The sequence below is a fragment of the Candidatus Pelagibacter sp. PS_11 genome (assembly GCF_059417975.1).
Genome location: NZ_CM182075.1, coordinates 338,627 through 354,124 on the forward strand (window position 1 = coordinate 338,627; position 15,498 = coordinate 354,124).

19 protein-coding genes are annotated in these 15,498 nt (G+C 30.9%); 14 read left to right on the forward strand and 5 right to left on the reverse strand.

Features of this window, described 5'->3' with window-relative positions; translation table 11 throughout:
• The first annotated feature begins 5 nt into the window (after positions 1 to 5).
• The 14 genes from AC5SLT_RS01800 (at position 6) to AC5SLT_RS01865 (ending at position 12,576) form a co-directional block, all read left to right on the forward strand.
• Positions 6 to 839 (forward strand): phytanoyl-CoA dioxygenase family protein, encoded by an 834-nt coding sequence (locus AC5SLT_RS01800; protein ID WP_020169258.1) that lies wholly within the window; start codon positions 6 to 8, stop codon positions 837 to 839.
• A gap of 22 nt (positions 840 to 861) precedes the next feature.
• A complete protein-coding gene (locus AC5SLT_RS01805; RefSeq protein WP_494592249.1) occupies positions 862 to 2,304 on the forward strand; it encodes an NAD-dependent succinate-semialdehyde dehydrogenase in 1,443 nt (480 codons plus the stop codon).
• A 5-nt stretch (positions 2,305 to 2,309) separates the two neighbouring features.
• Entirely contained in the window at positions 2,310 to 3,212 is a 903-nt protein-coding gene (locus AC5SLT_RS01810) for an ROK family protein (protein ID WP_494592251.1), read from the forward strand.
• A gap of 190 nt (positions 3,213 to 3,402) precedes the next feature.
• Positions 3,403 to 4,662 carry an ABC transporter substrate-binding protein gene (locus AC5SLT_RS01815; RefSeq protein ID WP_271622978.1) on the forward strand — a complete coding sequence of 420 codons (1,260 nt, stop codon included), beginning with the start codon at positions 3,403 to 3,405 and terminating at the stop codon, positions 4,660 to 4,662.
• A 63-nt stretch (positions 4,663 to 4,725) separates the two neighbouring features.
• Positions 4,726 to 5,601, forward strand: a complete 876-nt coding sequence (locus AC5SLT_RS01820; RefSeq protein ID WP_494592253.1) for a carbohydrate ABC transporter permease — start codon at positions 4,726 to 4,728, stop codon at positions 5,599 to 5,601.
• Positions 5,591 to 6,448 (forward strand): carbohydrate ABC transporter permease, encoded by an 858-nt coding sequence (locus tag AC5SLT_RS01825; protein ID WP_018413992.1) that lies wholly within the window; start codon positions 5,591 to 5,593, stop codon positions 6,446 to 6,448. The genes AC5SLT_RS01820 and AC5SLT_RS01825 overlap by 11 nt, the downstream gene beginning before the upstream one ends.
• 1 nt (position 6,449) lies before the next feature.
• Positions 6,450 to 7,559, forward strand: a complete 1,110-nt coding sequence (locus tag AC5SLT_RS01830) for an ABC transporter ATP-binding protein (protein WP_494592255.1) — start codon at positions 6,450 to 6,452, stop codon at positions 7,557 to 7,559.
• Positions 7,560 to 7,576: 17 nt separating this feature from the next.
• On the forward strand, positions 7,577 to 8,446 hold the full coding sequence (locus AC5SLT_RS01835) for an NAD(P)-dependent oxidoreductase (protein ID WP_494592257.1): 870 nt from the start codon (positions 7,577 to 7,579) through the stop codon (positions 8,444 to 8,446).
• A complete protein-coding gene (locus tag AC5SLT_RS01840) occupies positions 8,443 to 9,285 on the forward strand; it encodes a fumarylacetoacetate hydrolase family protein (RefSeq protein ID WP_494592259.1) in 843 nt (280 codons plus the stop codon). Before AC5SLT_RS01835 ends, AC5SLT_RS01840 begins: the two co-directional genes overlap by 4 nt.
• A gap of 6 nt (positions 9,286 to 9,291) precedes the next feature.
• Positions 9,292 to 9,999: a cytochrome c biogenesis CcdA family protein gene (locus AC5SLT_RS01845; RefSeq protein WP_494592261.1), complete on the forward strand. Its 708-nt coding sequence runs from the start codon at positions 9,292 to 9,294 to the stop codon at positions 9,997 to 9,999.
• Between the two features lie 23 nt (positions 10,000 to 10,022).
• Positions 10,023 to 10,607 (forward strand): FMN-dependent NADH-azoreductase, encoded by a 585-nt coding sequence (locus AC5SLT_RS01850; protein WP_494592263.1) that lies wholly within the window; start codon positions 10,023 to 10,025, stop codon positions 10,605 to 10,607.
• Between the two features lie 32 nt (positions 10,608 to 10,639).
• Positions 10,640 to 11,446, forward strand: a complete 807-nt coding sequence (locus AC5SLT_RS01855; protein WP_494592265.1) for an inositol monophosphatase family protein — start codon at positions 10,640 to 10,642, stop codon at positions 11,444 to 11,446.
• On the forward strand, positions 11,447 to 12,016 hold the full coding sequence (locus AC5SLT_RS01860; RefSeq protein WP_494592267.1) for a DUF924 family protein: 570 nt from the start codon (positions 11,447 to 11,449) through the stop codon (positions 12,014 to 12,016).
• Positions 12,017 to 12,231: 215 nt separating this feature from the next.
• A complete protein-coding gene (locus tag AC5SLT_RS01865; protein ID WP_494592269.1) occupies positions 12,232 to 12,576 on the forward strand; it encodes a DUF952 domain-containing protein in 345 nt (114 codons plus the stop codon).
• 331 nt (positions 12,577 to 12,907) lie between these two features.
• On the opposite strand, the gene AC5SLT_RS01870 is transcribed toward AC5SLT_RS01865, so the two are convergent.
• Genes AC5SLT_RS01870 through epsC form a run of 5 tightly spaced genes read right to left on the reverse strand, consistent with a single transcriptional unit; the run spans position 12,908 to position 15,431 of the window.
• Positions 12,908 to 13,240: a DMT family transporter gene (locus AC5SLT_RS01870; protein WP_006997130.1), complete on the reverse strand. Its 333-nt coding sequence runs from the start codon at positions 13,238 to 13,240 to the stop codon at positions 12,908 to 12,910.
• Positions 13,240 to 13,575 carry a DMT family transporter gene (locus tag AC5SLT_RS01875; RefSeq protein ID WP_494592271.1) on the reverse strand — a complete coding sequence of 112 codons (336 nt, stop codon included), beginning with the start codon at positions 13,573 to 13,575 and terminating at the stop codon, positions 13,240 to 13,242. The genes AC5SLT_RS01870 and AC5SLT_RS01875 overlap by 1 nt, the downstream gene beginning before the upstream one ends.
• Before the next feature lie 49 nt (positions 13,576 to 13,624).
• Positions 13,625 to 13,834 (reverse strand): hypothetical protein, encoded by a 210-nt coding sequence (locus AC5SLT_RS01880; RefSeq protein WP_006997128.1) that lies wholly within the window; start codon positions 13,832 to 13,834, stop codon positions 13,625 to 13,627.
• A 14-nt stretch (positions 13,835 to 13,848) separates the two neighbouring features.
• Positions 13,849 to 14,853 carry a cysteine synthase A gene (locus tag AC5SLT_RS01885; RefSeq protein WP_494592273.1) on the reverse strand — a complete coding sequence of 335 codons (1,005 nt, stop codon included), beginning with the start codon at positions 14,851 to 14,853 and terminating at the stop codon, positions 13,849 to 13,851.
• Complete coding sequence (epsC, locus tag AC5SLT_RS01890; RefSeq protein WP_494592567.1) at positions 14,853 to 15,431, reverse strand: serine O-acetyltransferase EpsC; 579 nt, start codon at positions 15,429 to 15,431, stop codon at positions 14,853 to 14,855. The genes AC5SLT_RS01885 and epsC overlap by 1 nt, the downstream gene beginning before the upstream one ends.
• Between the last annotated feature and the right edge of the window lie 67 nt (positions 15,432 to 15,498).

The window sequence follows — 15,498 nt, forward strand, 5'->3', positions numbered from 1 at the left end:
AATATATGAGCAAAATTATTACCAAATCGGAACTGGATCTATTTAAAAAAGACGGAGCTGTCTTAATCAAGGGTAAATTTGATAACGCATGGATTGACAGGTTAAAAACAGGGATTAATAAAGCCAAAGAAAACCCTAGTCCACGATTTGTAAATCATACTAAAGATCAAAATCAACCTGGATATTATGAGGATTTTTGGACTTGGGATTTACATGAAGAATTTAGAGATTTCGTGTTTAAATCTCCTACTGCAAAAATTGCGGCAGAACTTTTGGAAGCAAAAAAAATTAATTTAGTAATGGATAATTGGTTTTTTAGAGAAGCAGGGTCAAAATCATTACCCCCTTTTCATCACGATATATCATATTTTGATTTTGAAGGATCTATGTGTGTTTTGTGGATACCACTTGAACCAATAAAAAAAGAGGATGGTATAGCTTGGGTTAAAGGTTCTCATTTGTGGGATAAATTATTCCTAAGAACACGGTTTAATGACGGCCATGAAGTTGATGGTGAACCAGGGATTGTTAATGGAAAAAAATATGAATTAACTCCCGATATATTAAAAAATAAAAATGATTATGAGTTTTTGCAGTGGGATCTAGATATTGGGGATTGTATTTATTTCGATATTAGAACATTACATGGAGGATTAGATACTGTTATACCAAATAGAGATATACATCGTTACACATTAAGAATGGCAAAAGAAAATTCGCAGATTATTTATAGGGGAGAATGGGCAAGAGAGGAAAGGTCTATTATGGAAGCTAATGGCTATAAAAATGGTGACAAATTAGAAGGTATAATGTTTCCAAAACTTTGGTCTTTAGGATAAAAGTAGTAAAAATTTATAAATTATGTACGAAAAATTTGGACAATTTATTGATGGTAACTGGTCTCCTTCAGCAGACAAGGGAACTTATGAGGTTATCAATCCAGCAACAGAAGAAATTTTAGGTCATGCTTCTAAAGCAACATCTGTTGATGTTGATAAAGCATTAAAGTCTGCTGAAAAAGGATTACAAATCTGGAAAAAAACAACACCCTGGGACAGATCTTATATTCTTAGACGTATAGCAGATAAACTTCGAGAGAAAAAAGATTTATTAGCTAAATGGATGACTTTAGAAAATGGAAAACCTTTAGCAGAAGGTGTTGGTGAAACAAACGGAGCAGCAGACATTTTTGAATGGAATGCTGAAGAGACAAAAAGAATTTTTGGACAAACTATTGAAAGTAGATTTGAAGACACAAGAGTTCATGTTTATTATCAACCAGTTGGAGTTGTAGCAGCATTATCGCCTTGGAATTTTCCACTTATTTTAGCAGCTAGAAAAATATCTACTGCACTTGCTGCAGGATGTTCGGTAATTATTAAACCTGATACAATTACACCTGGTGTAGTAATGGAGTTGGTTGATATCTGTAGAGAATGTGGGGTTCCACCAGGAGCAGTTAATCTTTTATCAGGCGATCCACCAAGCATAGCCTCTCAATTAATTCAATCAGATATAGTTAAAAAAATTTCAATTACTGGATCTTTAAGAGTTGGAAAATTAATTTTAAAACAAGCTGCTGATAAAGTTCAAAGAGTAACAATGGAGTTAAGTGGCCATTCTCCTTTTATAGTTTTTGATGATGCTGATGTTAAAAAAGCAGCTGATATGGCTATTGCTGCAAAATTTAGAAATAATGGACAAGTTTGTATTTCTCCTAATAGATTTTATATTCATGAAAATAAAAAAGAGGAATTTATTAATTTATTTATTGAGAGAACTAAAAAGTTAAAAATTGGAAGTGGAATGGATCCAGACACTCAATTAGGTCCATTAACAACTCAAAAAAGATTAAATGAAGTTGAGGAATTAGTTGAAAAAACTAAACAGGAAGGTGCTAAAGTTTTATTAGGTGGAAAAAGACCAGCAGGCTTTAATAAAGGTTTTTATTATGAGCCAACAGTTTTTGATGATGTAAAAGATGATTTTACTATTATGAAACAAGAACCATTTGGACCATTAGTTCCAATGTTGTCATTTAAATCTTTTGATGAAGTCATTGAAAGAGCTAACGATAATGACCTTGGTTTATGTAGTTATGTTTGTACTAATTCAATGGAAACAGCTAATCTGGCATCAGAAAAATTAGAAACTGGATCTGTAGCAGTTAATACAGGAGTTGTTGCGGTTGCTGAGGCACCATTTGGTGGGATAAAACAGAGTGGATATGGAAGAGAAGGTGGATCAATGGCTATCAAAGATTATCTAAATGTTAAATATACTCACATGGGCATTAAAGGCTAAGTGAAATGCAGATAGGGTTTGATGTTGGTGCAACGAAGATTGAAAGTGTAGTTTTAGATAAAGAAGGCACTGAACACTTTAGAGAAAGAAGAGACTGCCCAAAAGATTATAACGAAATTATCAAATTAATAAAAAACACCTCTTTAGAATTAGAAAAAAAAATATCACAAACTCTTCAAGTGGGTGTTTGTCATCCAGGTGTTCATTCACCACAAAGTGGTCTTGTTAAAAATGCACCAAATTGTATATGGATTGAAAAAAAACCATTTCAAAAAGATTTACATGAGGCTTTAGGAAGAGAGGTTTTTTGTGAAAACGATGGTAATTGTTTTGCATTATCAGAAGCAATTGATGGTTCAGGAAAAAATTATAAAATTGTTTATGGCATTATTCTAGGATCAGGTGCTGGAGGAGGACTTGTTATAGATAAACAAATTGTATCTGGACCAAATGGTATTGCAGGAGAATGGGGTCATAATCAACTACCATATATGGCCGCTAAAAAAGAAAACCTTGAAACGTCGAATCTTAGAGAGTCTGAGATAGAAAGTTTTATTTCAGGAATAGGTTTAGCAAAAAGATATAATAAAAAATATAAAACAAATTTAAAAACTAAAGACATTTTTCAACTTAACTCTAGACATGATATAGATGCTGAAAAATTTATTGATCAATTTAAAATTAATTTAGCAATGTCATTAGCAACTATTATAAATATAATGGATCCTGATGCATTTGTTTTTGGTGGAGGTGTCTCTAACTCAATTGATTTTTTTCCTGAGGTTCAAAATCTAGTAAAAAAATATGTTATTGGAAGAGAATACGAAGGAGTTTTTCTTAAACCCAAATATGGTGATGCTAGTGGTGTTAGAGGAGCTGCTAGATTGGGTAGAAAAAGCAATTATTAGTTAATTCTCGTGAAAAGTGATTTTCTATTTTTTTATAATTAAATATTAACAATTAAATCAATATCAATTATTAAAAAGTGTTAAAACAATTGTAAGTTGTGTGTTCAATTAGCACTTACTATTTAAAGGTTTTATTTGTACAAATTCTTATCAAATATTTAATTTACTTAAATTAACCAAAAGGAAAAATATGAAAATGAAAAAAGTATTAATTGCATTATTTGCAATTTCTTTAGTTCCAAATATTTCATTTGCTGGACCTAAAGCCGAAGTGCTTCACTGGTGGACATCTGGTGGAGAAGCAAAAGCATTGAGTGTTTTAAAAGCTGACTTTGCTGCAAAAGGTGGTGTTTGGACTGATATGCCTGTTGCAGGTGGTGGTGGAGATGCTGCTATGCAAACTTTAAAAGCTCGTATTGTTGCTGGTGACTCACCTGCGGCTGCACAAGTTAAAGGACCTGCAATTCAAGAATATGATGATCAAGGTGTTATCAAACCTTACAACATCGACTCCGTTGCAAAAGCTGAGGGTTGGGACAATTTAGTAAGCAAACAAGTTGCACAACACATGAAGTGTAATAATTTTACACAATATTGTGCTGCTCCAGTTAACATTCACAGAATTGATTGGTTTTGGGCTAATAAAAGTGTTTTAGATTCTAATGGAATTAAAATGCCTACTACATGGAAGCAATTTAATGCTGCAGCAGACAAACTACAGGCTGCAGGTATAATTCCATTTGCTCATGGTGGTCAACCTTGGCAAGATGCTACTGTTTTTGAGGCTGTTGCTTTAGGAATAGGTGGAAATGATTTCTATAAAAAAGCTTTTATAGATTTAGACCCAAAAGCTTTAAGCGGTTCAACTATGGTTAAGATATTTGACCAAATGAGAAAACTTAAAGGATACACTGATGCAGGTTCACCTGGAAGAGATTGGAACGTTGCAACTGGTATGGTTATGGATGGCAAAGCTGCTTTTCAAATTATGGGTGACTGGGCAAAAGGAGAATTTTCTGCAAAAGGTTTAACACCTGGGAAAGATTATCTTTGTTCACCAACACCATCTAATAATGGATACCTTTATAATGTAGATTCTTTTGTATTCTACAATGTTAAAGGAGCTGATAAATTAGAAGGTCAAAAGTTACTAGCAAGTTTGATCATGGGTAAAAACTTTCAAAAAGTTTTTAACATGTATAAAGGCTCAATACCTGCAAGATTAGATGTTTCAATGGCTGACTTTGATGATTGTGCAAAAAAATCAAATTCAGACTTGAATGCAGCTAGTAAAGCTGGTGGTTTAATGCCTAGTTATGCTCATGGAATGGCTCTAAAAGGAGCTCAGTCTGGTGCAATAACTGATGTTGTAACTGAACACTTTAACTCAAACATGTCTTCAAAAGATGCTGCAATGAAACTAGCAGCAGCTGTTAAAGCGTCTTTGTAATTTTAAAGTTAAAACAATTAAAATCTGTGTCACTAAGTTAGTGGCACAGATTATTTATTTATAATGTATTGGTTAAAAAAGAATTTACCTAAAATTGTAGTTGCACCATCTTTTGCAGTTATACTTTGGTTTGTATATGGTTTTATTGGGTGGACTTTCTATATATCACTTACTAAATCAAAACTATTACCTAATTATGAATTTTGGGGAATTCACCAATATGTTCGGTTATGGCAAATGCCACGTTGGCATATAGCTGTTGAAAATTTATTTATTTTTACAAGTTTGTTTATTATTTTATGTATTTTTATTGGTGTCATTCTTTCAATTTTTTTAGATCAAAAAATTAGATCAGAAGGAGTTATAAAAACTATTTATCTTTATCCAATGGCATTATCTTTTATTGTAACGGGCACTGCATGGAAATGGATTTTAAACCCTACAATGGGGATTGAAAAATTTGCACACCAAATTGGATTTGAAAACTTTCAATTTGATTGGTTGGTTACCCCAGGAATTTCTATTTACACAATTGTAATTGCAGGAGTTTGGCAATCATCAGGATTTATAATGGCTATTTTTTTAGCAGGCTTAAGATCTATAGATGACGAAGTTATAAAAGCCGCAAAAGTTGATGGTGCTAGCACTTTTTCAATTTATATAAAAATTGTTTTACCCATGATGCGACCAGTGTTTATGAGTGCAATTGTAATTTTAGTTCATTTATCAATTAAAAGTTATGACCTGGTAATTGCCTTAACTGCTGGTGGCCCAGGAATTTCTTCAGATATGCCAGCAGTATTTATGACAAAAATGGCTTTTGGAAGAAGTGAGGTTGGACTTGCATCTGCTAGTGCAATTATGATGTTTGCTACAGTTTCAGCAATAATTGTACCGTATCTTTATTCAGAATTAAGAAGGGAGCAAGATGCTAAATAAAAAAAAAGTATCTCGTATTTTTCTTTTTTTAGTTTTAGGAGTATTTGTCTTTTATTATATCACCCCTTTGTATGTAATGATTGTTACTTCATTAAAGACAATGAACGAAATAAGAGAAGGTAACTTATTTAGTTTGCCAAACAGTATTAATTTTGAATCTTGGAAAATTGCATGGGCTGGTAGAGGTGAAGGAACTAGTGATGTTTTTTTAAAACCATATTTTTTTAATTCACTTAAAATAGCTATACCCGCTCTAATAATTTCAACATTTCTAGGAGCTCTAAATGGATATGCTTTAACAAAATGGAAATTTAAAGGTGCAAATTTAATATTTTTACTATTTCTTTTTGGCACTTTTATTCCTTATCAAGCAATACTTCTTCCCATGGCTAGAACCTTGGGTTTTCTTGGAATATCAAATTCACCATTTGGTTTAATACTTGTTCACACTGTGTATGGCTTAGGGTTTACGACTTTGTTTTTTAGAAATTATTATGTTTCAATATCAGATGAAATTATTAGAGCTGCTAAAGTTGATGGAGCAGGTTTCTTTAAAATTTTTTTTAAAATATTGTTACCTGTATCATTACCAATCTTAGTAGTGACAATTATTTTTCAATTTACACAAATTTGGAATGATTTTTTATTTGGTGTGACTTTTTCCTTTGGTGAAAATGCACCGCTTCAAGTAGCGTTAAATAATATGGTATTAACATCGGCCTCTGTAAAATATTATAATGTTGATATGGCAGCAGCAATTATGGCTGCATTACCAACTTTAATAATATATGTCTTAGCAGGTAATTACTTTATTAAAGGACTAACAGCAGGGTCAGTGAAAGGATAACATGGCAACGTTAAAGATTAATAATTTAGAAAAAAGATTTAAACAAACAGAAGTATTAAAGGGAATAAATTTAAACGTTGAAGAAGGTGACTTTCTCGTATTATTGGGCCCATCTGGTTGTGGGAAATCTACGTTGTTAAATACTATTGCTGGTCTTGAAGAATCTAGTGTGGGAGAAATATTAATAGACAACCAAATAGTAAACAAAATGGAGCCTAGTGAGCGAGATATAGCTTTTGTGTTTCAGTCTTATGCTCTTTACCCAGCAATGAGCGTCAAAGATAATATTACATTTGGTTTAAAACAAAGAAAAATTTCCAAAGAAAAAATTAATCAATCATTAAACAAAATAGCAGAATTGCTTAAGATTACTGAATTGTTAGATAGAAAACCAGCGCAACTTTCTGGAGGACAAAGGCAAAGAGTAGCCATGGGCAGAGCATTAGTTAGAGAGCCTAAAATCTTTTTGTTTGATGAGCCACTTTCAAATCTGGATGCAAAACTTAGGATCGAGATGCGCAGAGAAATTAAGAAACTACATAAGAATTTAAAAACGACTATGGTTTATGTTACGCATGATCAAACTGAAGCTATGAGCTTGGGAACAAAAATTGCAATAATGAATAATGGTAAAATTGAACAATTTGATACTCCAAAAAATATTTATAATAAACCTAGTAGTGTGTTTGTTGCTGACTTTGTAGGCTCTCCATCAATGAATTTTATTAAAGGTTCTTTGACATCAAATAATAAATTGATTTCATTCTTACCTGATAATGCTAGTGAAAATGAGACTATAAATTTTAATCACAATAAAGAATTACAAAATAATTCTGCAGTTTTATTCGGTATAAGGCCAGAACATATTTTTTTAAAAAAAACTCATGCTGCTAGAGTGGCAAAAGATGAAAATTTTGCTGAAATTAAAGTTAAAACTGAATTACATGAATATATTGGTCATGAACAAATAATTACTTTTAGCTATTTGGGGCAGGAACTATTGGGTAAATTTGCATCTTCAATAGATGTTGAGATTGATAAAGAAATGACATTATTTATTGATTTAAATAATATTTCTATTTTTGATAAAGATACCAAACAGAGAATATAAGTTATATAATCAATAAAATGAAAAGTATTGCGTTTATTGGAATTGGACTCATGGGTTTTCCCATGGCAAAAAACCTTCTTAAATCTGGTTATAATTTAAAAGCCTATAATAGATCTCAAGATAAAGCAGATAGACTAAAAGAATTTGGAGCAGAAATATCCACATCTATCAAAAGTGTTGTTACAAATTCTGATATAGTTATTGCAATGCTTACAGATGATGCTGCGGTAGAGAAAGTAATGGGTAGTGATGAATTTATATCCAACATTAAAGAAAGTGCCACAGTAATTGATATGAGTTCTGTCAATCCCGTTATTACAAAAAAATATGCTGAGATTTTAAAAGAAAAGAATATTAATTATCTAGATGCACCTGTATCTGGAGGAACAATTGGAGCAGAAGAGGCTTCTTTAGCTATCATGGTTGGTGGTGATAAAAAAACATTTAAAGAATGTTATGATCTTCTTAAAATATTAGGCAACCCAACACTAGTAGGCCCAGTGACATCTGGTCAAATTTCAAAACTAGCAAATCAAATAATTGTAGGTGTTACTATTGGAGCTGTAGCAGAAGCAGTTACTTTATGCAAAAAATCTGGAACTAATCCAAGTAAAATGATTGAAGCCTTATCAGGAGGATGGGCTGATAGTAAAATATTACAAACTCATGGAAAAAGAATGATTAGTAAAGATTTCTCACCAAAAGGAAAAACTACAACGCAATTAAAAGATATGACTAATATCATTAATGCTGGAAAAGCTGTTGATACTCATTTGCCTATTTCTAGTTTAATTAAAGAAATGTATCAAGATCTAGTAGCAGATGGACATGGTAATACTGATCATAGCTCTTTATATAATGCAATTGAAAAGATAAATAAAAAATGAAATTTTTAAGAATTGGAAAAGTAGGACAAGAAATTCCCGTAGCATTAGACAATGAAGGAAAATATAGAAATTTATCTTCAGTTATTAAAGATTTAAATCCTGAAAGTATTAATTTTGAAACCCTAGATAAAATTAAAGAGACGGACTTGAAGAGTTTGGAAGAGATAAATCAAAATGAAAGAATAGGGCCTTGTATTTCTAAACCAGGAAATTTTTTTGCAATCGGTTTAAATTATGTTGAGCATGCAAAAGAGACTGGGGCAAAAACACCCGAGAACCCAGTTCTATTTAATAAGTCAGTTCATTCTATAGTTGGACCAAGTGATAATGTAATTATACCCAAGGCTTCAAAAAAATTAGATCATGAAGTTGAGATTGCTTTTGTTATAGGGAAAAAAGCAAAAAGAGTTTTAGAAAAAGACGCGCAAGATTACATTTTTGGATACTGCATCTGCAACGATATCAGTGAGCGTGAATGGCAAAAAGAAAAAGGGGGTCAATGGGTTAAAGGTAAATCTGGTGATACATTTGGACCTTTAGGACCTTATTTGGTGACCAAAGATGAAATCAAAGATATTAATAATTTGAACTTAACACTAGATGTTAATGGTAATAGACATCAAACAGGTAACACCAATCAAATGATTTTTAATTTTAACTTTTTGGTAGCTCATATCACAAGTTTTATAACATTAATGCCTGGTGATATAGTTACTACTGGCACCCCTCCAGGAGTTGGTCTTGGCATGAATCCTCCTATTTTTTTAAAAGATGGTGACACTATGGAACTATCAATTGATAATCTTGGAAAACAAAACATAAAAGTGATAGCAGAATAATATTTTATGTTAGAATTATTTATTGCATTTGGAGCAGGGTTAATTAGCTTTTTATCTCCATGTGTTTTGCCACTAATACCTGGTTATGTTTCTTTTATTACTGGCAGTACATTGAATGAAATTTTAGAAAAAAAGAAAATTGATCTATTACCATTGATAGTTTTTTCATTAGGTTTTTCTTTTGTATTCATTATCTTTGGTGCAACAGCTTCCTTTTTAGGACAAGTTCTTTTACAAAATTCTCAAATTTTCAGATCAATTGCAGGAGTTATAATAATTGTATTCTCTCTTCAATTAATTGGTGTTTTAAATATTAATTTTCTTAATGTTGAAAAGAAATTTTACACAAAAAAATCGAATAATATTTTCTTTATTTTCATTATAGGAATGGCATTTGGCTTTGGATGGACTCCGTGTATTGGGCCTATTTTAGGGTCGATACTTGCTTTAGCCTCTACAGAAGAAACTATTTACAAAGCAATTTTACTATTAAGTTTTTACTCACTTGGATTGGCGATACCTTTTATTTTATCAGGTTATTTGATGCAAAGGTTTTTACTACTTTCAAAAAACTTCAAAAGAAATATTAATTTAGTCACTAAAGGTGGTGGTATAATACTTTTAATTACAGGAATTTTAATTTTAACAAATCAATTGCAGGTTCTTGGTTATTATATTTTAAATTATTTACCATTTTTACAAAATTTCGGTTAGAAACTATTTAAAGTAATTAATTAATGAAAATATATCAAATTGATACCAGTGCTAGAAGAGAAGGCTCTACTTCAAGAGCTTTAGCTAAAAAATTACTAGATAAAATAAAAAAACCTGAAGATGAGGTTGTTTATCGAGATCTTAATGATGAGATGATTTTTATATCTAATTTAACTGAGTCAGGAATGAAAATTCCCAAAGGAGAACAGACTGAGCAACATAAGAAAATGTTTGAATTGTCAGATAAATTAGTCTTAGAGTTAAAAGAGAGTGATATCATAATTATTTCAGTACCTATTTATAATTTTGGACCTCCAGCTACCTTAAAAGCTTGGGCCGATTTAGCTGCAAGAGTTAAGGAAACTTTCAAATATAATGAAGATGGTAGTAGAGTAGGATTACTTGAGGATAAACAAGTTTATCTTGTAATTACTTCTGGTGGAACAAAAATTAATAGTAATGATGACTTTCTCACACCTTGGTTAACGCATGTTTTAAATTTTTTTGGAATAAAAAGAATAGATATTATTGCGGCTGACCAAATGGCTATAGATTATGAAAAATCAATAAAATCTGCAGAAGATCAAATTAATAAAATTAAGCTTTAATCAGCAGAAATTAAGTAGTAAATTTTTTTAAAATGAACTTATTAAATACAAAAGAATATAAAATTTATTCAAATTTCTTAAGTAATTTGGCAAATGATTTAACTAAGTTTTATTTTTCAAAGCTAAACAAAACATTTAAAGTTTCAAATAAAATTCATGGAAAAGGCTATGACCCCGTTACTACATCAGACAAAGCCTTTGAGAAATTTATTAGAGAAAAAATTAAAGATAAATTTCCAAGTCATCAAGTGATAGGCGAAGAATTTGGTCATAAAAAAACTTCAAGTGATTACACTTGGGTTATTGATCCCATTGATGGAACAAGATCGTATGTAATAGGTAACCCGACATGGAGTAATTTAGTATCTCTTAATTTCAAAGGTAATCCTGTTGTAGGATTAGCAAATTTTCCAATTTTAAATAAATATTATTTAAACATTGATAATAAAAGCTCTTTTGTTTTTGAAAAAGGTAAAAAAAGAAAAATTTCTGTTTCTAGAAATATAACTTTTGATAAAATAAAAGTTGCAGGTGCTTTTCATGGACATCTTTCTTTTAAACAGCAATTAAAAATTCCTAAAATTCTAAAATTAATGCAATTTCCTTGCACTGATGCATTGAGTTATTCTCATTTGTGTGAGGGTAAAATTGATGTTGTTTTTCAATGTACAAACAAAATATGGGACATTCATCCTTTAATGCCAATCATAAAATCTGCTGGTGGCATTGTTTCAACTTGGGATAACAGAGATGCAGTTAATGCTGGAAGTATTTTAGTTTCAGTCAATCAATCTATTCATAATAAAATGCTTAAACTTTTAAAACCAGTTTCTAAATAAATGCCTGTAATATCCAGTAAAGCTCAAGAGATAATTGATTTTTGGTTTAAAGACACATCTTTTGAAAAAAGATTTACAAAGGATACAGAACTAGATGCATCTATTAAAAAAAAATTTCTTAAAGATTTTGAATTAGCAAGTACAAATGAATATGATGATTGGCAAGACACTCCATTAGGTAGTTTAGCTCTAGTTATTTTATTTGATCAATTTTCAAGAAACATGTTTAGAGATGATCCAAAAGCTTTTAGCCAAGATCATAAAGCAAGGTTAATAGTTAATGATTGTGTTTATGCAGGATTTTTAGAAGAATTGGATCAAACTCAAAGATTGTTTATGTTATTACCTCTTATTCATAGTGAAGAGATCACAGACCATGATATGGGCTACTATTTACTCGATAAATATTTAAAAGATCACCCAGATTTAATTAATATTAAAAAATTTTGGAAAGATCACACATTAGCAATTAAAAAATTTCACAGATACCCTCATCGAAACATGGTCTTAGGTAGAAAATCTTCTCCTGAGGAAATAGAGTTTTTAAATCAGCCAAACTCATCCTGGTAAACTGTTCATTAAATTTACAATTTATATTTAGTCAGTTTTTGCATACCCCAATTGAATAAATAAGATTTGATTATCTAAATGTGTGGTCTATAAGATCCCTTATAAAATTCAAAAATTAACATTATCTTCTCTCTCTATTAGATAGTTAATATTAGCTTCCCCGCAAGGGGAAGTTTCTTATTGTCATAATCTCAACTGAATAATATAAATTTTATATGAATTTCAAATTTGTTTATAAAATATGTACTAAATCTGAATGGCAAGAGGTTAAGACTAAAGGTAAATTAACAGGTTCTAAAAAAGATTTAGAAGATGGTTACATTCATTTTTCAGGTGATGATCAAGTTGCTGGAACGCTTAAAAAATTTTACCAAAATCAAAAAGATTTAATTTTATTAAAGGTTGATACTTTAAAGTTAGATCATTTAGTTTGGGAACAAGCATCAGATGGAACTATGTTTCCACATTTATATTCGCCACTAGATATTTCTAATGTAGTTGATGAATTTGATATTATTTTAAATGATGAGGGCAATCATGTGTTGCCGGATATTTTTTGACCGCTTTTTTAAGGGGGTCACCCTTTCGGTAAACTCCAAAAGAGTTCCCCTGTAAGTGAGCGGTATACGCTAAAATCTATAATAATAGATTTATATTTTATTGGTCTTATCTAGTCTTTGATTATTTAATCACACCAGTTATGTGTCAGGTGGTGATAAATTCATAATCATCCTCCTTTATTGATAATTATAGAGTAACATTTTTGAATATTGTATTCAAAATATTTATTTCACTTTATGTTAAATATATTTATTGAATGCAACCTAGCAAAACTGTAGGATTTCGATAATTTTAGAAACTCTTCTAACTAGTTTTATTTAAATAATTTTATTAATTATTACCTAAAAGATTTACCATTAGTACACCCACAATAATAAAACATAAACCAACTATCGAATAAAGATTTGGAACTTGATTATATTTGATTATGCCAACACCTACAGTTGAGATAATCGCAAGACCCGCAAATGATGCGTAAGTAATTCCCATTGGAATATTTTTCATCACCATTGATAAGGCATACATGCATAAAACTATAGTAATTGCCGTAATAATACTTGGAACAAGTAGAGTAAAACCTTCAGCACTTTTTGCAAAACTATTTGAAGCAACACCTAGTACTACTGCTAAAGCTAGAAATAAGTAGGAAGTTGTCATATTCATTAATTAGTTTTTCCCATTGTATTTAATAATATAACACCAATAATAATTAAAGATATTCCAAGAACAGCATAAAGGTTTGGTGTTTGATTGTATTTTACAACACCAAAGATTGTTACAGCTGTAATAGTGAGCCCCCCGTAAGTAGCGTAAGTAAAGCCAACGGGTATAATGGTCATTGCTTTAGATAAACAAAAGATACATGCAACAATTGTAATAATGCAAAAAAGAGTAGGATAAATATTTGTAAAGCCTTCTGTAGCTTTTAAGAAACCATTGGATGAAATTCCAAGTATTATTGCTAACACTAGAAATATGTAGCCGCCAGTTAGATTCATCTAATTATCTTAAATGAAATATTGTTAGAGATATATAATTATTTAGATATTACCACCAACCCATTACACGGCCGTTACCAGCAATAATTAATAGGCAAGTTAATACATGAAGCGCTATCCAAAATGTTCTAAAAGCTAATGCTTTTTTAACATCAGTTTGTTTTATAGGCAAAAATTCAGGTTTATCTTTGTCATTAATACCTATTGGCATTCCAACAGTCCTTGCCCAAATTTTTAACCAACGTCTTTGACCAGTCATAATTTTATTTAAATTTAATCAATCCAATTAGGAAAAGGTAATCCTTTTTCTTCAAGAAAAGATTTGTTAAACATTTTAGTAGCGTACTTTTCACTTTTATCACAAAGAATTGTTACAATAGTTTTTCCAGGACCAAGCTCTTTACCTAATCTAATTGCACCAGCAATATTAATTCCACAACTAGTACCAAGGCTTAAACCTTCATTTTGAATTAGATCATAAAGTATTGGTAGTGCTTCATGGTCATCAATTGAATAAGCATCATCAATTTTAGCATTTTCAAAATTCTTTGTTACTCTACTTGAGCCAATTCCTTCAGTAATTGAACCACCTTCAGATTTTAATTCTCCATTTTTTATATAATTGTAAAGAGCAGAGCCTTTTGGATCAGATAGAAATATTTTTATATCTTTATTCTTTTCTTTAAGAGCGTTACTTACACCTGAAATCGTTCCACCTGTTCCAGATGAACATACAAAACCATCAACTTTACCTTCAGTTTGATTCCAAATTTCTTGTCCTGTTCCTTCATAATGACCTTTAGCATTTGCAACATTGTCAAACTGATTAGCCCAAACAACTCCATTATTATTTGAAGGTCTTAATTCATCAGCAAGTTTTGCTGCAACTTTTACAAAATTAGCATCATCTTTATAAGGTTTAGCTGGAACTAGTCTTAAATCAGCACCAATATTTCTAAGAAGATCTTTTTTTTCTTGGGTTTGGTTATCATTCATTACTATGATTGTTTTATAACCAAGTGAATTACCAAGTAGACATAAGCCAATACCAGTATTACCAGCAGTACCTTCAACAATTGTTCCACCTTTAGAGATTAATTTTTTTTCTTCAGCATCTCTAATCAATGTAAGTGCTGCACGATCTTTAACAGAACCACCAGGGTTCATAAATTCTGCTTTACCATAAATATTACAACCAGTAATCTCTGATGCAGCTCTAAGTTTGATTAAAGGAGTATTGCCAATTCCAGAAATAAAGTTGTCTTGAATATTTTTCATTAACTTGAAGTATTTTTATCTACCTCTTCTACCGCATAAGGTTTAAATTCTTCAGTTGCTGTACCAACATTTTTAGCAGGTATTCCAACCATTACTGCATTTTCGGGAACATCTTTTGTAACTACTGCATTAGCTCCAATTTTAGCATTAGCACCAATTATTACAGGGCCTAATATTTGTGCACCAGAACCAACTACAACACAATCACCTAATGTGGGGTGTCTCTTAACTTGTCTCTGTTCGTTTGAATTAATACTTGGTGCGATCCCACCTAATGTTGCCATATGATAAATGGTTACACTATTTCCAATTTCAGAAGTCTCACCTATTACAACACCCATACCATGGTCAATAAATAAATTTTTTCCAATCTTAGCGCCTGGGTGAATTTCTATTCCAGTAAAAAACCTAGATAGCTGAGAGATTATTCTTGCAACTAAATGAAATTTAGCAAGTTGAAAAAAATTAGCAATTCTATGAAAAAAAACAGCTTTAACACCAGGGTAAGTTAAAATTAAACTTAGTTTAGATTTTGCCGCAGGGTCTCTGTCAATTATAGATTGTAAAAAGTCGTTCATTTTTTTGCTAGTGTTGATTATAATTTTATATTGCTCTATATAAGCTTTAAATAAGCAATTTAAAGAG